We start from the raw sequence: 23,341 nt of genomic DNA on the forward strand, positions 1-23,341 counted from the left end.
TTTCAGCGCGTGTGCCGAATGGAATCTTCACCAGTGCCGCGCGGTTCGAAAACAGGCCGGATCTTTCGCGTGGGTCGCTTCTCGAGGACAGCGAGTTTGTTGCGATTGCTCCGGTGGGCAAGCGCCTTCTTGTGCTTTTGCGCCGGCCCTTCGGCGCGGAAATTCGGCAGCACCAAACGGATGGCATCGATGATGGCGGCCGCATCGCCATTCGCCACCGCCGCTTCCAGCTTGGCAAACGTGTCGTAAAGCTCCGGCAACGACACCGGCTTGGGCACCGCGCCAAGCACGCCGGGAACCGGCGGAGAAACGCGCTCTTCGGAAGAATCGAACAGTTCTTCGAACAACTTTTCACCCGGCCTGCATCCGACGAAGTCGATCTTCACATCCTCGTCGGGCGTCAAGCCGGCCAGGCGGATCATGCGGCGCGCGATATCGACGATCTTTATCGGTTCGCCCATATCCAGCACGAATATCTCGCCCTGCCCGATTTCCTTTTCCAGGCCATAAGCCGAAGCCTGAAGGGTCAGTTCCACGGCTTCGCGGATCGTCATGAAGAACCGTTTCATGTCCGGATGCGTCACGGTAAGCGGCCCGCCACGGGCAAGCTGGCGCTTGAAAAGCGGAATAAGCGAACCGCTGGAACCAAGCACGTTTCCGAAACGCACGGTCATGAACCTGGGCGACCCCTCCCGGCTGACGCCTTCCAGGTCAAGCGCCTGGCAATAAAGCTCGGCCAGCCGCTTGGTCGCACCCATGATGCTGGTCGAATTCACGACCTTGTCGGTCGAAACCTGCACCATGCCCAGCGCACCCCAGCACATCACGGCTTCGGCGACATTCTTCGTGCCCAAGACATTCGTGTAGACACCCTCGCAAGAATTGAGCTCCACCATCGGCACATGCTTGAGTGCGGCCGTGTGGAACACAAACTCCGGGTGATGCTTCGAAAACACGTCGTTCAATCGGTCGACGCTGCGCACATCGCAAAGATGAGCCGACCTCGGGACATCGGGGAAGTTTTCAGACAACTCCAGGTCGATCGAATAGAGATTGAATTCGCAGTTGTCGATGACCACCAGATGCGAGGGGCCAAGCGCGGCGATCTGCTTCGTCAATTCGCTGCCGATCGAACCGCCCGCACCGGTAACGAGCACGCGCCGACCGCCGATAAAGCGATGCAGGGCGGCAACGTCGAGCGAAGCCTGCGGCCGCTCCAGCAGGTCTGTCAGTTCGATGGGGCGCAGCTCGAATTCCTCGGAATTGCGCGTCTTGCGAAGCGCGGTCGCGGGATTGAGGCGCGAGACTGCCATGCCGAGTTCTTCCGCGCGTTTGACGACGTGATCGGCACCGTCGATCGAGGAAACCGGCGCCGTGAATATCACATGCCGGGGCCGCTTTCCCTTGCTGTCCAAATCCGCCACGACGCCGTCGAAGTCCGGCGGAGTGCCAAGAATCTGGACACCGCGCAAAATGGTTCCGATCTCGGCCTCGGATCCGTCTATCAGGCCCACGGGGCAGTAGGACGACGAGTTGTCGCGCTGCAATGCCCGTAAATAGTGGTCCGCTTCATCGCCCGCACCGACCAGAAGGACCGGAACAACCGAGCGCAGGTCCGGCTCCGCGGTACGCGTGAAGTGACCAATGCTCTTCAGGTCCTCATGCTTGAAGGTCAGACGCACCGAAGCCAGCAAAGGAACGAGCGCCATGATTTCGATCAGGATGACGGACCGCGGCACGAAAGCGAGGCGCGAGTAGAGGAAGACGCAGGTGGTAAGAATAATCGATGCGATAAGCACCGCCCTGACAAGGATGATGTAGTCCAGGATAGAGGCGTACCGCCAGTTGCGCTTGTAAAGACCGGCGACGGGAAAAGTCACGGAACAGATGGCGACAAAGACAACCGTGACAAAGACGATCGATCGCGCAAACTCCCCGTCCGCCGCGAATGCCTGAGGCCCGACGCGCAATGCCGCCGCGAACACCAGTGCAAAGGCAGAGAGGGTAAGATCTAGAATGTAGAGGCGGTAGTTTCGGACAACCGATTTTGCAATACCCAAGGATTTCGCGCGCACCCTGCGCAAAAGCCCTTCGTTTCGCTTCCTCTGAGCATTCAGCCAGTCCTTGAGTGCTTCCCCGGAGAAAATTGCCGTTAAGGACGCTTTTAATTCAGCGGAAATGTGCTCGACAACTGACACTCGCCTAGATGCTTGCCCCTTGCGGTTATATTCGCGCCCCATATCTACAACTCCGTCAACGCAATACTTTACACAGTTAGGAGTGTATTTAGCTTTGAGCCGGACCGTTCATGTTAAAGCCACTGTAAACAGCGCTTTAGTTGAACTATACAGCCTGCTTGGAAGCTATTTACGCAGCAAATAAAGCTTCAAAGCCAAAGCATTAGATTAATATTGCGTTAACCGGCAGGGCAATCATAGGTGCGATAAGCGCACTGCCTGTCAGTTAAACCCTGTCGGGATTGCCGATTATGCGAAGCGGCCAGGCAACGAGTGCGCCCATCTATGCGTATGATGTATCTTTAAATTTCGGCACAATTCGATTTAAGGGGAGCCTCTTTGCTCAGGCGGAGAATCCCATTGTTGGGCTACGCAGCCAGCCGGATAGATCGCGGCCCAGCATCCGGCTAAGCGCCTCTACGTCACTTTTATAATATTCTATGAGCGCATCCCTAAGGTGCGCGGGCAAGGGTTCATAACGCATTTCTGACGCAAGAGCGCCGTGCACCTTTTGGAATAGGTTGTTACCGCGCATTGGAGCCACGAGCGGCTTGACCGGGCGCAACACCCGCCGCATGCGGGGATTTAGCATGGGCGTCGTCTTGTCCTTGACCTTAGGGCGCATGAAGCTTGCAGATTTATCAGGCTCAAGGCCAATAAAGGTTCGCACAGTTTCCAGCTGTCGTTCAGGCTCTGTCTTGATGGTCTCGTACAAGGTAACGAGGATCTGCTCGGCGGGAAACAGCTCGAAATAGATCTGCAGATGATGATAATACTCGCCCGCCCCAATGAAGCGCGCGGTCTGAGGTTTCTCCGGATCGAGATACCTGTCGATATCACGGCCGACTTCGCCTCGGCGGTAAAGCATGCAGTAGTCGGAATAAGCCCGGTCGATGGGGTTGCGCAACTGAACGACAAGCTTTGCATGGGGGAGACTTCTGGAGATACGGGCCGCTGCCTGCGCATCCTCCAGGTATGAATTGGACTTCTCGCCGATCAGCTGGCCGTCCGTCGCTTCCGAGAATCGGGACAGATACCAGTCTTCGCCGCGATGGTATTCGCGACTGAAGAAATGAAGCTCGGGGCCGGGCATAAAGACGTTCGGATCCGCCTGCAGCGACTTCTGCAGCCACGTGGTTGCGCTTTTGGTCGCTCCGATGATGAGAAAGTCGATATCCGTCATTTTCATTTCAGCGACCCAGGCTTGTTCTGCTGAGCCGCGCATGGCTGTTGAGATCATCGCTTTTGCGCCCCCCAAGCAGCCTGTCGTAGATGTCGGTTATCTTGTTCACATGCACATCGACGCCATAACTCGCGTAAGCACGTTCTTCCGCCGCCTTGACGATGTTCTCCCGGAACTTCGGGTCGTTTCGCAGCTTGTAAATGGGTTCCACGAAACTTTCCGGCCTATCCGGCGGAACCAGGATGCCGTTCACTCCGTCCTCGATCGCTTCCGGATTGCCGCCATCGCGCGTCGCCACCACCGGTGTCCCGAGGTACATGGCTTCAATAAGCGTCCTTCCGAATGGCTCGCGAACGGCCGGCACGAGAAGCGCGTCCACGGCATGAATGTAAGGCTCAATGGGTTGTCTGAAGCCCATCAGGCGAATGGCATCGCCAATGCCCAGTTCCTCCACGCGTTGCTTGACCTTTCCATCATATTTTGGCTCCCGCAGATTAGGCGCCCCGAACAACAGGCCCATGACCGGGACATCGGGATGTTGCTCCTTAAAAGCCGCAACAGCTTCAACGAAGGCAACCGGTCGTTTTCGCGAAACGATGCTGCCGAAGTAGCCCAGAAGAAGCGTATCCTCACGGCAGCCGAGTTCCTGAATAAGCCCGGAGCGGGCGGACGTGCGATCCGACGTTTTCAGCGGGACGTCGAAGGGGCTGTGCACCACCGCGAATTTGCCGTCGACGTTGCATATCGGCTTGCACGGCTTGGCGAAGCGCGAGACGGCAACGATATGATGAGATAGAACCGGGGCGAGATAATTCACGCCAAACGCTTCCGGATCCGCCCGATGATGCCAGACGTGCCTCGCGCCGGCGATCTGCGCCGGTATGCTCCATGCAGCGTGGATCTGACCGTCGTTCGTATGAAGAATGTCGACATTGTGCCGCTTCAGGAATGTTACGAGCGACGGAATTGCGCCGGATACGAAACGCGCCATCGAAATCATGTGTGCCACCGTCGAGCGGCCTTGCTCACGAACCAGCGGCGGCGCCCCGACGGGAGCGACAAGGAAAGGAATACCTTTTTCTTTGAGGTAAGATGCGACCGGGCCATCTTCCACGTGCAGCACCACAAGTGACCGATAGATATTCCGATCAAGCGCTAATATCAGCTTGGTCGCGGAAACATGGCTCCCTCCGAAGCTGTTTCCAACAAATGGAAAGCAAATTGTGATGCGTCCATTACTCATTACTACCACCGGACTCACTCTGGAATTCTTTACCACTTAGCTACGCTCACGCTAAGCGCACCTTTACAATCCACATTCCTCTGCGATATTTCAATGCTTGTTTCTACTACAGCATGCTTCGTTATTTTCCACGCCTGCCTCGTCAGGAAATTCCGCAACGAAACCTTCCTGCCTACCCTCGCATCCGTTGCTCAATCGGCCTTCATGGATATATCGGGCTTCATACCCTCGACATTCGGCATCGTGGACGAGGAAGCTTTCAAGGCAGACGTATAGGCTGTCAGAAGACCAACCAGCAAAATCGTAGCCATCACGGCATGCGCGATATTAGCCCCCATCGCGCCGATGTAGTATATCGCGACAATCGCTGTCGCGTGAAAGGCCAAAGTGGCTATTACAACGATCTTCAAGACCACCAATTGCCGCCCCATGGCAAGGAGGGCGGAGCGTGCAACGCTGCCGCTCAGCACCATCGCGACGGCGATCATCTGCACGGTCACCAATGGCGCCGCGTCGATGAATTCATCTCCAAGGGTCCAGTGAATTATCGGATGGATCGTCAACGAAATGCCGATGAATATAAGCCCGCCCAAGCCGGCCAGAAGCAATTCCATTTGCATGACCGTCTTGCGAAATTCGTCGATTGCTCTGTCAGCCCAAAGCCGCGCCACATCGGGATACAATACGGCCTGAACCCGCACTCCGAATTGCAGCATCAATCGTCCAAAGCGCTTCGCGATGTGATAAAGACCCGCAGCCGACGGTCCAGCCAGTGCGCCGACAAATAAAGTATCGAGTTCGTTCGCCGTGGCCCGCAACGTCAGTTCGACGTTAGAGCCGATCGTGAAGGCCCACAATCCGGTAAATCTCTTGGAAACACCTCTTATTGGCGCCCAAAGCAAACCCGAAGCACCCTTCCGGCGCAACTCAAACATCGCCAGAACGAAAAGAAATAATGAGCCAAGAATTTGGGTCATGGCAAATATAATAATAAAATATAAAATTCCCTGCTCGAAAATAAGACCAAAAACGCACAAAACCAATCTCAGCATCAAATTTAGTAATGATGAATAGGCCATAATACGAAAACGGCCCGCAAGACGCATCACCGCTGTAGGAAATCCATTGATATTGAATAGTAATATAGTCGAATAAATGAGAACTAGGTGCAAGGCTGCTTCGCTCACACCGATCAGCGGACCGAATATCAGCGCCCCACCGATCGCCACCAAATAGGCTACCGCCGCCGCAGCGACATCGACCAGAAAGCCAAATTTCATGAGCGATTTATAGTCTTCTATATGCTCCGGCTTGCTCAGTTCCGCACCGTATTTGATGAGCGGTTGCCAGGATTGGAATGCGACGAGGCGCTGCACTGCGCGGCCATAACTTATCGTCAGTGCGAGGATTCCGAAATTTTCTGTCCCGAGAGCTCGGCCCGAGATGATGAATACAAGCAAGCCAATCAACGTGCCGAGAAAGTCACCAGTCAGAAGATGACCGATGTTTATCAAGCGCAAGCGCAGCGCATCCCCTCCGTAGGAAAGGAGCGCGAACCTGTCAGTGACTTTTCGGACCGCGTTACGCAATTGTCATCATCACTCTTCGTTCGCCGGAAAAAGGGTCTCGTCCCGCCTCGTCGTTCACCGGCAAATCACCGGGCGGGCGCTCAGCATATCTCCATCAGTTCTTCGAGCCGGACATCAAGCTCATCCAGATTGCAAATCACGCCGTGCGGACAATGATCTTCGCTCGGCGCGTCCACCTTGTGCACCCTTTCCGGGCGCTTGATCTGGACCGTAAGCCAACCGCGCGCGCGCGGCGTCACGAAATCCTTCATTGGATTGTCCGCGACATAGACGAGGGGCAAACCGAAGGGGGCGGCCCAGGCCTCCACCAGTTCGTAGGCACGTGGATGAGGTTTCCCGAATCCGGGCCCGAGGGCTCCGGTGTAGACGATACGCTCGATCACGCCTTCAAGGCCCAGCGCACGCACCTTTGCGCTCTGGGTTTCGGCCAGCCCGTCGGTAATCAAGGCAAGAGGCTCGCTCCGTGAGCGGTTCGCCAGGTAGCGCTCGCTGTCCTGCGCCAGGGAAATCGACGGCTCATGGCCCCGGTAGATCTCCACGAGGCTTTTCACCAGCCTGGCGTCTGCCGCCACGCCTGAACGTTCCAGAGCCCGATCGAAAATGTTGCCTCGCCCGCCCTCATCGAAAAGACCGATGCAGACATCCGCAAAACCGTTTATCGACCGTTCTTGAAGCAGCCATTTCCCGACCGCCTTGAACCCGCTGACGGCAAAATCGCGTTCAAGGTAGAGCGTGTCGTCGAGATCGAATACCACAAGAGCGCGTGCCGCCATCGAGACCCCTTTCATCCTTCGAATACGGCAGCGTCATAGCGCAGCATGAGCGCGCCGGACCGCCAGTCGTCATTGGCCGAAGATCGGCGGCCGGTGAGTTCCTCAAGCAACCAGGTCGTGAAATGCGCCCCCGCATGATGAGCGAGCGGATAGCCCCCGCCGAAACGGGCGTTTATTTCGAAAACGCGCGGCCCGGCCACCTTGTCCAGAATGACCTGGAAGCACAGCACGCCGCGGGCATTCGGCAAAGCGCGCGAGACGCCCAGGGCAAGATCGCGAAAAACGGGCGCGCGCTCCGTGATGCCTTTTTCAACCTCTCCCGCGCGCACGCTGAGGCGCCGATGCGGGACCGCGCAGCGAAGCTTGCCGCCGTCATCGATAAAGATATTGACCGTGTATTCCGGCCCTTCGAGCAATTGCTGAAGGATCATGGGCTCGTCGGGTTCGTCAGGCAGGTCGCCGGGCCCGCGGACGATGCGAATTCCGCGACTGGCGCTGCCGCCCGATGGCTTGAGAAACAACGGCCACGCGAGTTTTTCGGCGTTTTCCCGGCCATACGCCAGCGTATGGGTCTCCGGTACCGGCACTCCGGCCGCATCCAGCGTTTCGGCGGTAAGGAGCTTGTCCCGCACCACGTCGACCACGGATTGCGGGGAAACATGAATGCGCGTACCGCATTCGGCAAAACGGCCGATATTTCGCGAATAGACACTCAATTCGGGATCGATCGTCGGGACGATGAGATCGACATCGTGGCGAGCGCAGATTTCAAGCATGCACTCGACGAACGCCGGGTCGCCGCATCGGGGCACGGCAAAAGCCTTGTCCGCCAGCCGGCAGGCCGGGCTCAGGCCCGGCTCCATATCGCACGCCAAAATCCTGATATCGATATTCGCGGTGCGTGCGCTTGCCCTGAAGCACTCCAGCAGCCCCACCCGCCGTCCCGCCGATGATAGCAACAAGGTGACAGCCATCAGCCGGCCCCTACACGGAAGTGCGCGCTTGGGCAGGCGTTTCCGGCTGCCGTGCGCCACGGACCGCGGCATGATCGACCGCTTCGCCCATCACGCGCGCCACGCAATCCGCAACGTGCTGCATGTCATCTTCGCCCTGGCAGGGGTCCACGAGGAAAGCAAGGCTCGTTTCGCCAAGCTCCGCTGCAATGCGAAGCGGTTCAGGCGGCACGAAACCCGCATCGATGAACGCCTTTTCCCGGTAGATTTCGGAGCAGCTTCCGCTGAAGCACGGGACGCCGAGGTCCAGAACGGCTTGCATGATCGCGTCCCGTGTCCAACCCGGCTTCAGCACGTCGGGCCGCACGAAGGTGTAGAACCGATACCATGCATGGCGGATTTCAGCGGGAGGCTCCGGCGTTCGAAGTCCTGGCACCTGGCGGAATGCACGCATCAGGATGGCGGCGTTTTCACGTCGCCTTTCATGCCACTCGGGCAGCCTTTCAAGCTGCCTGAGGCCGAGTGTAGCCTGAATTTCCATCATCCGGTAATTGGAGCCGAATGTCTCGTGCAGCCACCGGAAACCGGGAGGGTGGTCCCGCCGATGCACGGCGTCGTACGATTTGCCGTGGTCCTTGCGGCTCCAGATCTTGTTCCACCAGTCGTCATCGTCCAGCGCCAGGAGCCCCCCTTCGCCCCCGGTCGTGATGATCTTGTCCTGGCAGAACGAGAATGTTGAGATATTGCCAAGGCTGCCGACGGGACGGCCCTTGTATTCGCCGCCGTGTGCCTGGGCGCAATCTTCTATGACGACCAGATCATGCTCACGTGCAAGCTGCATGATCGGATCCATATCGGCCGGCCAACCGCCAAGATGAACGACGATGACGGCACGCGTTTTCGAGGTGAGCACCTTTTGGATCGTATCCGCCGTGATCGCCTGATTGTCCTGATCGACATCGGCGAAAACCGGAACGCCGCCCGCCATGGCGACGCAGGAGGCCGAGGCGACGAAGCTCCTGGGCGTGACGACGACTTCATCGCCCGCTTTCAAGTCGAGCGCATAAAGCGCGAGGTCGAGAGCGACCGTGCCGTTGGAGACCGCCACCGCATGCCGCCTGCCGAGAAGCTCCGCATAGGCCGCTTCGAATTCGCCCACCTTTTCGCCGGTCCAGGCATTAACCCTGCCTGAACGCAGTACATTGACGACATCCTCGATCTGCTCATCGTCGAATTCAGGCCAGCGACGCACGGCGAACCTCCCAGAACGATCGAGCGATGTTCGGCTGATGCCATACGGTCTTGGCGTAATTTGAAGCCGCAAGAGACCCCGCCCTGACGGTTCCGGCGCAAGCGACGATCATGCCCCACCCTCCAAGGCCGAATGGTATGAAGACGTCTCGCGCCAGGACCGCTCGCCATGTCGGCACCAGGGCATAACCCTAATACATTTGCCATCACCACAAGTGACGATATAACCGTCAGGCGTTTCTCTTATTACCATCCCGGGTTCGCTGCTGGCCTCGCCTTCGACAGGCGAAAAGCGGGCTTTTGCAATTCGATGAGAGTTCCCGCCGATCTCTCCATAAATACCGGAAGGCGTGTCGGCATACATACTGACATTGCGCAAGATTTCATCCGCAGAGGCAGTCCAGTCGATGCGACGATCCTTGATCTGCAAATCACCGCAATAGGTCGCCAATTGATTGTCCTGCTCGATCCGAGGTGGATTGCCGGAGTGGATCAATTCGAGGGCACTCGGCAACATCGAAGCAAGCGTATCTGACTGCTTGCGCCAGAGACTTTCAATCGTTTCCCCGCGATCCAGACTTATCTGCGTTTGCATAAGCAACGGCCCCGTGTCATCCGCGCGTTCGATCCAATGCAACGTTGCGCCGGTGGCGGGAAGATTTTCCAGCACGGCATGGGAAACGGCGCACCGTCCCCTCATCAGTGGCAAGGAAGAAGGATGAAAGCCGATTGTTCGCAAATTCGGGATAGATCCCACACAAGGTGAAAACAATTGCGGCCGATCCAGCAGCAAGAGAATGTCCGGATCGAATTCAACCACTAATGAAGCAAATTCGGCCTCACCAATTTCCGCAGCTCCTGCTCCGAGGGTGGTTGAGTATTCAAGTCCGGTGCTAATGGTCGTTTCAGGGTCAGGCCAGTCCTGTGAATCTACCGGAATAGAAAGAACGCGCGATGCCTCATAACCGTCTTCGATCAAGGCATCACGCGCTCTCGCCAGAAGATGTGGTGGTCCTGCCAACGCAATTCGCATCTGCTGGCGCTTTGACGGGCGCCCGCCTTTTGATGTCACTTCGCGCGATCGATCAACCAAAAATGCCTGCGCCAACGCCAATGGTTTTTCGCGCACTCGCTCGCCACGTAAAAGCATATTTACAGTAAGAACCAAAAGCCAAAAGTCTATAAGAGGCGTTCTATTTTCGATATACCAGAGGTCGAGCGCGAGCTTCTGGATGTTGGTGAGTTTGGTTCCCCCGTTCACCTGCGCCCAACCGGTTAATCCAGGCCGCGTACGTCCACGCATTACGCCCCAATGACCAAAGGTCGATACCGTAACAGGCAGAAGCGGGCGAGGCCCTATGAAACTCATATGGCCGATCAGTATTAAAAGTAATTGCGGGATTTCGTCGAGCCGTAGCCTTCGCACAAGGCGCGTCACGCGAGTCTCGCGCTCACTATCAGGAAGCAGACATCCAGCCGAATCGCGGCGGTCGTTCATTGTTCGAAATTTGATGACCGTAAAGTTTTGCCCATGGAGTCCGCTCCGCACCTGCCGAAACATGATCGGGCGCCCAAGCGTCGCCCAAACGGAAAGCGCGGTCAGGGCTGCCGGAATAGAAAAGGCAATCAGCATAATCAGCGCTGCTGCCCGGCCGCCAAATCCGGCAATTGTCGAAGCAGGACGCAATCGTACGCTCGAGTCTTTTTCCGTTTCCGCTAACACGCTGCCCCCTGTTTCCGATTACCAGGTCTCCAAATGCAAATGTCACTTTGCGCTCGATGAAATTGCCAATTTGGAATTGACTTCAGTCGTCTTATCCTTGGCATTGTCGCTTTGGGACAACGTATTGCCCAGCTTGGAGAAACCACTGCTTTCTCCCTCGCGAAGCATTCGCACCATCACGACATCCCCGGGCTCGAGAAGCGTGTCTGTATTACCGCGGAATATATTGGTCTCACGGCCATTATCGCGACGGACCATAAACTCGAGCGTAACTTGCTTGTTATCTTTCAACTCCTCTTCAGACATGGTGGAAAGGAGTACTAGTTGCTCCTCCGCCGTGCGCCGTTCAAAAATTATAGTTGCCAAGGAAGTGTTTCTTTTCTGCAATTCATCCAGAAGCCGCATTTTTCTCGTCTGTTCGAGGCTAGAAAGCTCTCGCTTTTGCTGACCGACCCCTCTTCTCTCATCCGAAATCATAGTCAAAACCTGAAGCATACGTGCTTCTTCATTTGTTAACTGACGTTCGATATTGGAAACATTCGATAAAGTCTGAATACCCCGCTCCTGAAGCCCTTTGGCACGGTCGAGGTCTGCTTTTGTGAATTCGATTGCCTTTTCAAGCTTGCCGTAGAGTTTGTTGAATAGATCGAGGCTAAGTTCAGCTTCCTTCAACCCTTCTTTGAGATTTTCTCGTTGCTCGACAAAACCCTTTACGTCTGCCCGCAGTATCTTGAGTTCAATTTCGCGGTACAAATTGACAAGGGATTCGTCCATATACGGTCGGGCCATTGCCGGAATGTCGGAATCAAGAATCTCAACGCGGTTTTCCAACTGAGCTGTTACACGCGCGTACGCGATTGCCTCAGCAATTATATTGGCCTTGAGCGATGACAGCTGACCGCGCACTCGCGCACGCTGCAGGAAAGGATCTTCGGCCGGTTTTGAGGTTATTTGACCGCCCGCGAGGCCAATCGCCTTTTCGATCGTGAGTTTCGGTTGATAAGAGTAAGAGCCCGGACTTTGGACGTCTCCGATTACGAAGACAGGACGGTACTCCGCTACGGAGAGGCCAATCCTCGGCTTACGAAAGATTTCACTTTCTATGTACCGTTGAGTTACTTTTTGGAGTGCAGCACGCAGCGTAAGCCCGGAAATCTTCACGCCACCCACAAAAGGCGCCTGTATTTCGCCGCTATCTGAAATCATCAGGTCAATCGGGTCTTTCTCGTCATCCAGAATATCGAATTTGACGGTATCACCCGGCGCGAGAAGAATTTCCAGATCCTCGGCTTCTCGATCCAAGGAGGAAGCTGCCAAAGCGCTGGAAAGTGACCATAACAACAAGATAGTTGCTACTGCGCAATGCAACGGCTTCCCGCTATATCGTTGCGTCGACATCGCATAGCCTCCAATACTTAGGATGCTCGATACATCCGCTAGCCAAGCTTGTTAGCTTCACGTCCGATAGCCCTCACAAAGCGTTGTCTCATCATGGAATCTGATTGGAACCACCATCCAAAGGCATCCATTCAGTTACATTGTGAAATAGCCCTTCGCCTCGTGGGGGTAGCTTATTGCGCCCAATGGCTCCTTCACAGTTTGAGCGCGCGGGTCGACCTGGTTCAGCACCGTGCCGATCAGCGGAGCGTGATTGATCCTGAGCCGGTCCACGGCCCCATTGAGATCCTGCTCCTTGGTCCGCCCGAATTGGGTAACGAGGATGACCGCATCCACAAAGGTTGCGAGCAAGCTTGAGTCCTCAACAATCAATACCGGAGCGCAGTCGACTACGATCAGATCGTATTTCGCCGCCAACTGGTTCAGCAGATCGTTGACTTCCCTCGTCTGGAATGGCCCATTGAACCCGTCGCGTCTCAGGAGGCCGGAAGCAGCCAAGAGGTCGAGCCCAGGCACATTCTTCATAATCTGAATAGCACCGACACAGTCTTTGAGGGTTCCCTGCCCGGTCTTGGTTTCTTGAGATTGCGCCTCGTCCTTGCTTACGGCTGGACCAAATTTACTCAAATCGAATACCCGTGGATCAAGGTTCACGTAAATCGTGCTGATCCCATCTCTTGCGGCGCAGATAGAAAAACCCAGGGCAGTAGAAGTCGTACCACACCCGGGCAGTGGGGCCGTGAACATGACCTTCGAGCTATTCAAAGGCGCCTGCGCTCGGAATGCGAAATAGATAGACCTCATTGCCTCCGCAAAAAGCGTTCGATGGTTTGTGAGATATTTCGTGATCAACGCGCGCTTTCTAGGCAGAAACGATTGGCTTGCCTTCGGCACCACCGCCATAACGGGCAATTGGGTTGCGCTTACGATCTGCCGCACCGAGCGGATGCGGGTATCGCTCGCTTCCATAAGAATTGCGAGGATCATGGATAGCGTCATAACGCCGATCACTCCGCCGGCGATGATCTGTTTTTTCTGCGGATAAGAGGGCGCGCGCGGCACCTCGGCATATGAAACGACCCGAGCACTGGCTCTCGCGAGTTCGGCGAAAGGATCGAGGCTTCCAATTCTCGCTAAAACCAGGTCATGGAGCTTCTGGTCCGCTTTCACTTCACGCTCGAGTTCGCGCATGCGGATTTCCGCAAAGCTGCGATTGTGTACCGTTTCCTGCCATCCGGTTATTTGCGCTTCAAGCCGGCGCACGCGGTCCTCTACGATCCGCTCGTCAACGGATAGTTCATCGTTGATCCGGCGCATTTCATCCGTGATCATCTCGCCGACGCTTTCAAGCTCGGCATTCGTCTTGATGACTTCCGGATGATTGCTGCCGAAGTTCGTGGAATACTGGGCTCTTTCGCGCAGCAAGCGGGCTTGTTCTGCCCTCAACGTACCGAGCAGAGACGATTCAACGGCTGACGTTTCGAGGTCCTTGTTACCCTCCATTATCAGTTGAGCTTGCTCTTTCCTGGCCTTGACCCCGGCCAATTCAACGCGCGCGGTCGTCAATTGAGCATTCAAACCATCGATCCGCTGGCGCACGACGTCGTCTCGTGAATCCGGGGATAACTGATGTTCTTGAATAATTGTCGCAATCGTTCTTTCGTTTTCCGCAAGACGTTTTGCGATCTTGTTTGCGCGTTCGCGCAAAAAGCCGACCGCGTCGCTCATTGCCTTACGGGTGTTTTCACGCGAAAGATCGACATAAATGCGGGCTATGGTATTCGCCAAGTTCGCCGCAAGCACGGCATTAGGCGCATCTGTTCTCACCGTAACGGCAAGGGTCTGGCCATTTCTGGATACTCCCAGATTGGCCAAAAGCCTCGAAATCGTGCGATCACGCTGTTCGGCAATATCGGGCAGCGGCGCCACTGCCTCCTCGGGAAAAATCCCGAAGTTCTTTTCTAGCCATGCCCGTAAAGATTCAATATTCTTCGCGAAAAATGATGGCTCTTCACTTTCATCGCTTGGAAGATACGTGTTGAACCATGGGTCATTTACAAGATTCATTTCATCCACGACCTTACCCGCAAATATTCGTGAAGAAACGATATCCATTTCTGTTTCGATCGCGACCAGATCCAAAGTCTCGCTCTGAATTTGCGTAACTGCCTCAAGCATTCCCGCTTCGTCTCGCTCCAGGACGAAAGTTGCCGAGGCGGTGTAGATGTCCTTCATCAGCGACACCATCAGGATAAGCGAAATAGTGCTTACCAAGCCGATGCAGACAAACAACGCGAACCGACGTCGAATGATTGAAAGGATCTCGCGAATACCCATCACGCTACTAGATGCTGGCAGATGCTTGACGACTTCGTCCGCATCAAAGCCCGATGGATAGCCCTTTTGAGATGCTGTTATTTTTTCAAGCATGCCATAACCCTACGCGACGCCAGTTACATTATACAAATATTTATTTACTTCTTCCAAAATAAATTTTTTCCGATAATTTTTATTGTTAAACTTACTTTTTAATCGTAACTTGTTTTCCTCACCTCCTCTGAAAACGAAGTCTTGCGACCCGTGACCACCCAACTGCAATCTCCGCACAGACCGGCCGGTCGAATGAAGCCTCACCGGATAGAATTCTACCTGACTTGCATATTCGTCTATCTGGCTCCGATGAACGTGCTTCAGCTTCCCTTTGTGTATTTTACTGCCAGCGACGGCTTCGCCTGCATTTGTTTCCTTACGATGATCGTTCATCACAGCTTGAATGTCCGGCCGTTCGTCGGAGGAACCTTCCTCTGGGTTATCGGACTCTCGACGATGATAGGCGCACTTTTCTTCAGCAGCCTCGTTGCCGGAGTTCCCGCAAGAGGCCTCATCCTTGGCGCGCAGTATTTCTTCGCTTACCTGGTCGTCCCTCTCATTCTTCTGACTCGCAACCAAAGAGAAACAGAAATACTTTTGAAGGTTTATGTCGCCTCGATTGTTACCGTAGTGCTTCACGGCATTTATGTTATTCACATAACCGGAGAAACTAATACTATTTTCGTTAGCGGAAATGGTCGATTGCTTGGCTTGGTTCAACGCATTAATGCTGGGGGGGCCGTAATGGCGTTGACGATCCCCTTGGTACTTTCGATGATCCGCACAAAAATTTTCAGCCCTATATTCGGCTATGCAATAGTTGTCCTGATTACATACGGCGTGATGCTGGTCGCGTCCAATACAGCCCTTTCCGGGCTGGTTTTTGGCGTAGGCCTCTACCTCATTCTTTCCGCCAACTTTCAGCGCATCGTCCTGGTCGGCTGTTTCGTCGCGCTTGCAATCGCCGCTCTCAGTTTCACCGACCTCCACGCAATTCTTCCAGAGGCTTTTCAGCGACGAGTTCTGACCGGACTCGAAGCCGGGGATATAAGCGAGGCCGGAACGTTCTCCGACCGAATGCTTCTCAACAGTGAAGCCATCCAGTTCGCAAAGGACACGATGTGGATCGGCCTTGGAGCGGATCAATATCGCGTAATCAGCCAGTACGACCTGCCGGTTCACAATTTCTATCTGCTGATCTGGAATGAAGGCGGTCTGATAGCCCTTGTGGGTTTTATTGCGATGATCCTCGGGGCTGTGGTGCTGATCGTTTACGCGTGGCAATTGAACACGTTGCGCTCCTCGACACAGGCCGCTACCGCAACGCTTGCAATGTTTCTTTTTCTGATCAATGCAAACGCACATATCTACGGACGGTTCTTGGTGGTGCCGATGCTCATAACACTCAGCCCTCTGGCGGTCGCTCTCCGCCGCCTGGAACTCCCGAAAACCCGGATCGAAAAGTCGTTGAGTGCAAAAGATGAGGTATCGCTCGAAAACAGATAGGGACTGCAGGATACCCAAGCTACGATTATCGAAGAAGTTCATCATGCCGCTTCGATGCCTGAGCCGCAACTGAACGCATGTCTCTTCTTTGAGATATGAATCGCGGATCGAAGTGCCAGAGCGCCAGCTAAGACATTCCGTCATTGATTTTTCCTTGGATGGGAAATTTGCCAAATGCCCCATTCGCGCATGCGCCGGCTTCGCAAAGATGCTTAATGCGCCAACTCGCTCGGCCAGTTTGGCAATTTGCTTCGTACTCATAACTAAGGCTGATCCCGTTCTCTGCGTTACGCGAAACTATATCCAGAGAAAGCGATGCTTATCGCTCCACAGACGTACAGCATCGAGGTTTTTCTTTGCGACTAACCTCCCAAATTCAGCCTATTTCAGTGCTTTGGATTCCAACCCAAACCACATGATTTTAATAAGATAACACAAGAGGATTCGAGCGTTGATCGCCGATTTGAGATTTAAAACCTGACAGGGCTCACGCTTTGACCCGACAGACAGCAAAGATATCGGAAAAACGACTTCGCGTTCGGATTTTCGGGCCAAAACAGCCTCAAACTCGTACTAACGAATTCAATCTCTGGCTCAGGCCCGCCATTAGACTCCAATTTTTTTGATTATCATCAACGTAAGGATCTTCCGAAGTTTAAACGCTTCAAGGATTTATTGCGGCCCTGGTCGGTCTGAGCCCGAAAGCTCCCTCATTATTAAGGAGAGTCCGTCGCACTCAGGAGGCGGATATAGGAAGTCACGGTTTTTCAGAAGATATGGGGTATTCGGTTCAACTCCTTGATGGCCCGCACTCTTCCTGGATGCTTGCGTTCGGCTGATGGTCTGAGCCGACCTGGCAAGAGGAGACCGGCATGGGCGTTTATACAGGGCTCGATATTTCTCCCGAAGCGGTAGCCATTTGCATCGTTGGCGAGGCCGGCGAGATACAGTGGCAGGGGAAGATGCTTGGCGACCCCGAGGCCGCAAAGGTTGCTCTTCACCGGTGGCGAGATGATCTCGTTCGCGATGGTTTGGAAGTCGGCGCAACCTTGGAGTGGATTGACGGTAAAGCGCACGCGAGGCCGCAAAAAGGGCAACTGGCATCCGGGTGCCGATTGATGCACCACTCCGCCTCAATGAACGCTGGAGCCTGGATTTCCTGAGCGATGTGTTCGAGCCGGGTCGCCGTTTTCGCATCCTTCGCGCCGCCCGGCGTCCTTGCGCAATTTGCGAGCCCCAAGAAAAGACAAAATAGGATAAATCATGCCATGAATGTCGCCAGAGGATTCAAGACCTGACTTCATTTGAAATTCAGCCGAAGGTCGCAGGCAAATGCGAAGCGACCTCTTTCATCCAATCAATTCATAGTTCGCTTCATTTCGTTATTGCTGGCGCATCCCGGCAAATTAAATCTCGATATGGCTGACAACTCTTATACTACTCTGCGTTTTCCTTGGAGTTATTCTCAATTTTCAGTTGAGGATATTCCCGCCTTTCCAATGGATGCCCGACTGCTTGACTCCTTCAATTACTCAACGTAATATGTTGTATTAATTAATAATTTTTTGTTAATGCCAAGTTATTTAACCCTAACGGCAATGAATTTGATCGTGTAGTCATTTCTTGTGTGGCTTTTTGTAGAATCTTATTAAAATGTCTTTGAAATAACGCTGATCTAAGAGGCGTACATAAAACAAGTGGGGGCTGGTAATGCGTAATTCCCCAGAGGGATCTACATTCAGATCCCGGATCAGGAAGTTAACGCCTGTTGACGTCACGGGGCGATACTTGAATCTAGACTGCAATCGCGAATCCGATGGCGTCGCGGGTCCGCTTCCGGCGGTCGAGTTTCTTCCAAAATCCTCATCCGGCGATCGCGTGGGCGAGGCAACTGCGGAAACGAACCGGCTCTCTTTGATTGAGCCTGCAAAATCCATTTTGCCGACGAGGCCTCGCCTGCAATCCGTGCCGGCGCCGGGTTCGCGCGGCAGGCCGGTAGAGGGCGTCTCGCGCGCGGTGGTCGACGCTGCCGTCGCCGAAGAGCGAAAGCGCATTGCGCTGGATCTTCACGATCATCTGGGACAGCAGATCGTCGGCGCGAAGCTCATGCTTGCGAGTCTGGAGCGGAACTCCGGCAGCCCCGAACTGGCGCCCCAGATCGCGGCGTTGCGGGCCTCGCTCGAGCAGCTCAGCCTGGAGATCAAGGCCATCTCATCGGGTATGCGTCTTGGCATTCCATCCCCCGATCGTCTCGTCGAGGCCCTGGAGGAGCTTGCGAACCGCTGGATGAGCCATACCCAGATCCAGGTCGATGTCTCCTGCGACATTCTCAAAAAGGTCCGCTTCTGCAAGAAGATATCGGAAGTCGTCTATCGCGTGGTCCAGGAATCCCTGACCAACATCGCCAAGCATGCGGCAAACGCCACGCTCGTCGAAATCCGGGCCGAGCTGCAGTACGGCTTCTTGAAACTGACGATCGAAGATGACGGACCGGGCTTCTCCAGCTCGCCGGAAAGCTTTTTCGAGTGCCAGCAGGGGCGCTACGGAAACGGCGGGATATCCGGCATTCGCGAGCGGGTGGGCAAGCTTGGCGGCGACGTCACGATACGCCGGCCCGCGGACAAGAAGCGCGGCAGCGCGATCTCAGTGTCGATACCTATCGGGCACCCGAATAATCGTTCGAACACCGGGTGAACCGATGACTGAAAAAAAAATCCGTACAGTTGTGGTCGACGATCATCCTCTCGTGGTTGCGGGCGCCCGCGCCCTGATCGAGGCGTCGGAAGACATCGTCTGCGTCGGTGATGCGAATACCGGCGCCGATGCCGAAGCGCTGATCAAGGAGGTCAAGCCCGACGTCGTGGTTCTTGACGTGTCGCTTCCCGATGTGAACGGGCTGGTCCTGGCGGAAAAGCTCCTGGATGGCGGCTTCAAGGGCCACATCGTGATGATGACGCTTTATGAGGAGCGTACGTTCGTCCAGAAAGCGCTGCATATCGGTGCGAAGGGTTTCATACAAAAGCGCTCCGCGGACCAGAACCTGCTTCTGGCGATACGATCGGCCATGCTAGGCGGCCTGTTTCTGGACCCGCCGACTGCGCGCGACGTGATGGCGCCAACTGCGGAAGACGGTGCCGACTTCTCTCATTCGAACAGCGAGCTCGGGTTGACGGAGCGCGAGGAGTACGTCCTGAAGATGGTCGCCCTCGGCTACGCCAACAAGGAGATCGCTGCGCGCGCGAACGTGAGTATCAAATCGATCGAAACGTATAAGGCGCGAGCGACCGAGAAACTGAAGCTTCATTCGCGGGCCCAGATCGTCCGGTTTGCCGTCAGGCACGGGTGGATGAACCTGCCCGATGCTGGCGAACCTACACTTCCTAGCTAAGCGAGCGGCTCCGGCGGGGCGCTTGGAAAGTCCGGGATCGAAGAGGTAGGCGCGCCTTTCGTGCGAGAGGCTGCGTTTTCTGGGGAAGCGCTTTCAAGACGGTGGTACATTCACGCAACTTTTGCCCCATCTGTCCATCCAGGCGTTGAACATGAGCACGTTCCAAAGCCTGCTTCCCCAGTTTCGTCGGCCCGAAAGGTGTTCCTTCCAGCAGATGCGGATCGGCTCTGAATGGAAAATGCCATCGCGCTCCAGCCGTGAGGGCGAAAGCATGTCGCCAGCCCAATCCTTCAAAGGGCCACGCAACCAATCGTTTATGGGCACACCGAAGCCTCGCTTTGGCCGATCTATCAGTTCGTTGGGCACCCTACCTTCCAGCAGTCGCCGCAATGCAACCTTGCCCTGGGCATCTTCATAACGCAGCTCCCGGGGGCATCTCCATGCGAGTTCAACAAGCCTGTGGTCAAGCAACGGCGCTCGGATCTCAAGTCCCACTGACATGGAGGCACGGTCGACCTTCACCAGAACTCCGTCGGCAAGATAGGTGGCTGTATCCTTGACCATCATCCGATCAAGTTCAGCGAGTTGAACCGGAGAAAACTCTGATGTCATGATGGTTTTCGGCTCGTACCCCCCCTTTACAATCTCCTCCGGTTGCGGCCATTCCGACACAAAATGCAAATATCTTCGGTCGAAGTCGCGCACCAGCATCAATTCGGCAAGCTTCTTGACGCGATCAGCTGTAATCTCTTCGCGCAGAGTAAGCGGAATTATCGGACTCCCCAGTGCCAAGGCGCTTTCGACAACCCAGGCCGGCGCCATATTTACGGCATGATTGATGAAACTCGGTACTTTTTTCGACAAACCGTCGAACATCATCATTTGACGGTAGCGCGTATAACCCCCGAAGGTTTCGTCTCCCCCGTCGCCGGATAATCCGACCTTAACATCCCGCCTCACCATCTTCGTAAGGAGCAGGGTCGGCACTTGCGACCTGTCCGCGAAGGGTTCGTCATAAATGTCCGGCAAGTCCCCGATCAGATCGAAAACCGAACTGGGCTCCGCAAGGATTTCCGAATGGTCCGTGCCCAGGTGCCTGGCGACGGCTGCCGCCGCATCCGCTTCATTGTGGGACTGTTCGTTGAAGCGCACCGTGTAGGTGCGCACGTTGGTGGAAGAGGCCTCCTGCATCATCGACGCAACGAGCGAGGAATCTATGCCGCCTGACAGCAGCGCGCAGACCTCGACGTCCGCAACCATACGCTCGCGTACCGCGGTTTGGAGCGTGCTATCCAGCTGTTCCAGAGCTTCCTCGACATCGGCAATGGGATTGTTGCAACTTTCCAATGCGACATCGAAGGGATCCCAGTTGCGCTGCAGGTCTTCGCGGAGTTGGGAGGATGATCCCGGCTTTTTTTCGGTCGAAACCGCCAACCAGCAGCCGGGTGGTATCTTGATGACATCCTGATAGATGGAGTGAGGACTGGGAATGTAGTTGTATCGCGTGAACAGCGTAATCGCACCGACGTCAAGGCTCGGGTTTGCAAATGCCGGGTGCTCGCGAAAGGACTTGAGTTCGGAGCCGAACACCAGCGAGCTTCCGGAGAAGCCGATGTACATCGGTTTCTTGCCAAGTCGGTCACGCGCGAAAAAAATTTTCCTCGCCGCCCTGTCGTAGATCGCAAACGCATACATTCCGTAGAATCGATCGAGCGCCTTGCGAAATCCGAACGCCTCGACCGCTTCAAGCATCACTTCCGTATCGGAATGCCCGCGAAATCGATGGCCCCGGTCGATCAGTTCGTCTCGAAGTGCTCCGAATCCGTAGAACTCGCCGCTGTAGACGATCGTGTAGCGGCCGCTCGAGGAATGCATGGGCTGCGCGCCGGCGGCGGAAAGGTCGATAATCGACAGGCGCCTGTGGCCCAGGCAGACGCGACTTTCCTCGTCAATCCAGATTCCGCTGTCATCCGGGCCGCGATGCGCGATTGAAGTAGCCATTTGGCCGAGTATTTTTGCCGAATAATCACGGTTTTCCGGGGAATAATTTACAAATCCCGCTATACCGCACATGCAGCTACTCCAATGGAACGCAAAACTATATTAGCAGCTTACCTCACCAAGGGACCGAGAGATAATATCACGGCGGGCGAAGGTACTGCATGTCATTGTCATATCATGAATTAACGCAAGGGTATGAATAAGTCGACCTATCGGCGGTCGTATAGTCAATCCGTAGAGGACGGGAAAACGCGTAAGTCCGAGGCGCCGACCCGCGAAGCGGTTCGCACGAGGAGCATTGACACGCTATCCACCTAGCAATGCTTCGATTTCGGCAAGTCGGGGCATTGACGGAGCCGTCCCCGGACGGGTAACGGATATTCCCGCTGTTGCCGAACCGAAACGCACCGCATCCACCGGGTTTACCCCTCGGGCAAGTGCCGCCGCGAATCCGCCGTTGAACGCATCGCCCGCACCTGTCGTCTCCACAACCGCACCAGCACGAAATGCCGGCACATGCAGGCTGCGTTCGCGGTCGCGATAAAGCGCACCGTTTTCGCCAAGCGTGATGACCGCCGCACCGGCCCCTGCCTCAAGCAGCGCTTCGGCTGCCCGCTCGGCATCGGAAAGCGTCTCGACCCTTATGCCGGTGATGCCTTCGGCTTCGGATTCATTCGGCGTCACGAAATCGCATAGCGCCAGCATGTCGCGGGGAATATCGGCGGCGGGCGCGGGATTGAGCACCGTTCTGGCGCCCGCATCGCGCGCTATTTCCAGTGCGCGATGCGCGGCGTCCATCGGCTGCTCCAGTTGCGTCACGAAAACGGATGCGGATTCGATCAGTTCCCGCCTCGCCTCGACATCGGCGGGCGAAATTGTTCTCGCCACGCCGGGGCAGACTATAATCGCGTTGTCGCCGGTTGCCTCTTCCACGAATATGTAGGCGGCTCCCGTGTAGCTGTCTTCATGCTGGGTGATTTCCGGCACCACGCCCGCATCGGCCCATGTGCGCAAGGCCATGTCCGCGAAGGTGTCCTTGCCGAGCTTCGTGACGAAGTGCACGTCGCCTCCGGCGCGGGCCGCCGCGACTGCCTGGTTCGACCCCTTCCCGCCCGGACCGAGGGCGAAACTGTTACCCAGGATCGTCTCGTGCATTCGTGGCGCGCGGTCGGCTCGATAAGCCGTGTCGGCTACGAAAACACCCAGTATGACTATTTTTCCGCCCATTATTTTACCTTTTTTCACCTTTCACGACGCCGGCGGAATAACGCCTTTTCGGAACATGAAACAGCCGTAAAACCGCCGTTCCCCGGTCTGTATGACGGCATAGGCCTGTTTGGCGCGATCGTAGAAATCGAAGCGCTCGATCCCCACCATCGGCCGGCTGCGGCCTTCTGCGGCATCGATCGCCGCCTGGACCTCCATCTGCACAGGAGGAATTTCGTCTGGAGAATCAACGATTTCCATGCGCCCGGCAAAATCGTCGACGAATGTGTCGAGCGGCAAGACGGACAGGACGGCCTCTGCTGCCTCTCCCGCCGTCAGGTTTTCCATGCGCAAAAGTTCCCCAAAGACCGTCTGCCGCGCGATCGAGTCGGCCGGGAAATTCGTGTCGGCGATCACCAATAGATCGCCATGTCCCATCGCCCGCAAAGCAAAAAGGACCTCGGCGTTCAATCGTGGGTCCAGTCCCTTGAGCATTGTTTTCCTCCCAATGGTATCAAAC

Annotated in this window: 16 protein-coding genes and 1 pseudogene; 4 read left to right on the forward strand and 13 right to left on the reverse strand. The window is 55.6% G+C overall.

Annotation, left to right across the window (positions count from 1 at the left end; all coding sequences use genetic code 11):
* Positions 1 to 2: 2 nt before the first annotated feature.
* The 10 genes from GR183_RS21145 to GR183_RS21190 all read right to left on the reverse strand — a co-directional run bounded on the left by GR183_RS21145 (position 3) and on the right by GR183_RS21190 (position 14,780).
* A complete protein-coding gene (locus GR183_RS21145; RefSeq protein WP_202396225.1) occupies positions 3 to 2,060 on the reverse strand; it encodes a polysaccharide biosynthesis protein in 2,058 nt (685 codons plus the stop codon).
* A 520-nt stretch (positions 2,061 to 2,580) separates the two neighbouring features.
* Positions 2,581 to 3,477, reverse strand: coding sequence for a sulfotransferase family protein (locus tag GR183_RS21150; RefSeq protein WP_202396226.1), 897 nt, complete (start codon positions 3,475 to 3,477; stop codon positions 2,581 to 2,583).
* Positions 3,428 to 4,699, reverse strand: a complete 1,272-nt coding sequence (locus GR183_RS21155; protein ID WP_208999947.1) for a glycosyltransferase family 4 protein — start codon at positions 4,697 to 4,699, stop codon at positions 3,428 to 3,430. The genes GR183_RS21150 and GR183_RS21155 overlap by 50 nt, the downstream gene beginning before the upstream one ends.
* Before the next feature lie 155 nt (positions 4,700 to 4,854).
* The gene (locus GR183_RS21160; RefSeq protein WP_202396227.1) at positions 4,855 to 6,252 is read right to left on the reverse strand and encodes a lipopolysaccharide biosynthesis protein; all 1,398 of its coding nucleotides are present in this window, start codon (positions 6,250 to 6,252) and stop codon (positions 4,855 to 4,857) included.
* Between the two features lie 80 nt (positions 6,253 to 6,332).
* Positions 6,333 to 7,025 (reverse strand): HAD family hydrolase, encoded by a 693-nt coding sequence (locus GR183_RS21165; protein ID WP_160777667.1) that lies wholly within the window; start codon positions 7,023 to 7,025, stop codon positions 6,333 to 6,335.
* An 11-nt stretch (positions 7,026 to 7,036) separates the two neighbouring features.
* Complete coding sequence (locus GR183_RS21170; protein ID WP_160777668.1) at positions 7,037 to 7,999, reverse strand: ATP-grasp domain-containing protein; 963 nt, start codon at positions 7,997 to 7,999, stop codon at positions 7,037 to 7,039.
* Between the two features lie 10 nt (positions 8,000 to 8,009).
* The gene (locus GR183_RS21175) at positions 8,010 to 9,230 is read right to left on the reverse strand and encodes a DegT/DnrJ/EryC1/StrS family aminotransferase (protein WP_160777669.1); all 1,221 of its coding nucleotides are present in this window, start codon (positions 9,228 to 9,230) and stop codon (positions 8,010 to 8,012) included.
* A gap of 108 nt (positions 9,231 to 9,338) precedes the next feature.
* Positions 9,339 to 10,952: a sugar transferase gene (locus GR183_RS21180; RefSeq protein ID WP_160777670.1), complete on the reverse strand. Its 1,614-nt coding sequence runs from the start codon at positions 10,950 to 10,952 to the stop codon at positions 9,339 to 9,341.
* A 42-nt stretch (positions 10,953 to 10,994) separates the two neighbouring features.
* Entirely contained in the window at positions 10,995 to 12,350 is a 1,356-nt protein-coding gene (locus tag GR183_RS21185; protein ID WP_160777671.1) for a polysaccharide biosynthesis/export family protein, read from the reverse strand.
* A gap of 135 nt (positions 12,351 to 12,485) precedes the next feature.
* Complete coding sequence (locus tag GR183_RS21190; RefSeq protein ID WP_160777672.1) at positions 12,486 to 14,780, reverse strand: GumC family protein; 2,295 nt, start codon at positions 14,778 to 14,780, stop codon at positions 12,486 to 12,488.
* Between the two features lie 150 nt (positions 14,781 to 14,930).
* Between GR183_RS21190 and GR183_RS22310 the strand changes: the two genes are divergently transcribed.
* From GR183_RS22310 to GR183_RS21210, 4 genes and pseudogenes are all read left to right on the forward strand, one after another.
* Entirely contained in the window at positions 14,931 to 16,226 is a 1,296-nt protein-coding gene (locus tag GR183_RS22310; RefSeq protein ID WP_160777673.1) for an O-antigen ligase family protein, read from the forward strand.
* Between the two features lie 1,056 nt (positions 16,227 to 17,282).
* Positions 17,283 to 17,427: pseudogene (locus GR183_RS21200) on the forward strand (IS3 family transposase); the annotation flags it as partial.
* A gap of 737 nt (positions 17,428 to 18,164) precedes the next feature.
* Entirely contained in the window at positions 18,165 to 18,920 is a 756-nt protein-coding gene (locus tag GR183_RS21205; RefSeq protein WP_160777674.1) for a sensor histidine kinase, read from the forward strand.
* A 4-nt stretch (positions 18,921 to 18,924) separates the two neighbouring features.
* Positions 18,925 to 19,614 (forward strand): response regulator, encoded by a 690-nt coding sequence (locus tag GR183_RS21210; RefSeq protein ID WP_160777675.1) that lies wholly within the window; start codon positions 18,925 to 18,927, stop codon positions 19,612 to 19,614.
* Positions 19,615 to 19,707: 93 nt separating this feature from the next.
* Here the strand turns inward: GR183_RS21210 and asnB are convergent, their stop codons facing one another.
* From asnB to GR183_RS21225, 3 genes are all read right to left on the reverse strand, one after another.
* Positions 19,708 to 21,687 (reverse strand): asparagine synthase (glutamine-hydrolyzing), encoded by a 1,980-nt coding sequence (asnB, locus tag GR183_RS21215; RefSeq protein WP_160777676.1) that lies wholly within the window; start codon positions 21,685 to 21,687, stop codon positions 19,708 to 19,710.
* Between the two features lie 234 nt (positions 21,688 to 21,921).
* On the reverse strand, positions 21,922 to 22,842 hold the full coding sequence (gene rbsK / locus GR183_RS21220; protein WP_160777677.1) for a ribokinase: 921 nt from the start codon (positions 22,840 to 22,842) through the stop codon (positions 21,922 to 21,924).
* Between the two features lie 21 nt (positions 22,843 to 22,863).
* Entirely contained in the window at positions 22,864 to 23,316 is a 453-nt protein-coding gene (locus GR183_RS21225; RefSeq protein WP_160777678.1) for an RbsD/FucU family protein, read from the reverse strand.
* Between the last annotated feature and the right edge of the window lie 25 nt (positions 23,317 to 23,341).

This window comes from Stappia sediminis, from assembly GCF_009826895.1.
GTDB lineage: Bacteria > Pseudomonadota > Alphaproteobacteria > Rhizobiales > Stappiaceae > Hongsoonwoonella > Hongsoonwoonella sediminis.

Bases quoted from the DNA above. Each gene is read 5' to 3' on its own strand.
- GR183_RS21150 (WP_202396226.1), bottom strand. From the start codon at position 3,477: ATGATCTCAACAGCCATGCGCGGCTCAGCAGAACAAGCCTGGGTCGCT.
- GR183_RS21165 (WP_160777667.1), bottom strand. From the start codon at position 7,025: ATGGCGGCACGCGCTCTTGTGGTATTCGATCTCGACGACACGCTCTAC.
- GR183_RS21170 (WP_160777668.1), bottom strand. From the start codon at position 7,999: ATGGCTGTCACCTTGTTGCTATCATCGGCGGGACGGCGGGTGGGGCTG.
- GR183_RS21185 (WP_160777671.1), bottom strand. From the start codon at position 12,350: ATGTCGACGCAACGATATAGCGGGAAGCCGTTGCATTGCGCAGTAGCA.
- GR183_RS21190 (WP_160777672.1), bottom strand. From the start codon at position 14,780: ATGCTTGAAAAAATAACAGCATCTCAAAAGGGCTATCCATCGGGCTTT.
- GR183_RS21210 (WP_160777675.1), top strand. From the start codon at position 18,925: ATGACTGAAAAAAAAATCCGTACAGTTGTGGTCGACGATCATCCTCTC.
- asnB (WP_160777676.1), bottom strand. From the start codon at position 21,687: ATGTGCGGTATAGCGGGATTTGTAAATTATTCCCCGGAAAACCGTGAT.
- rbsK (WP_160777677.1), bottom strand. From the start codon at position 22,842: ATGGGCGGAAAAATAGTCATACTGGGTGTTTTCGTAGCCGACACGGCT.
- GR183_RS21225 (WP_160777678.1), bottom strand. From the start codon at position 23,316: ATGCTCAAGGGACTGGACCCACGATTGAACGCCGAGGTCCTTTTTGCT.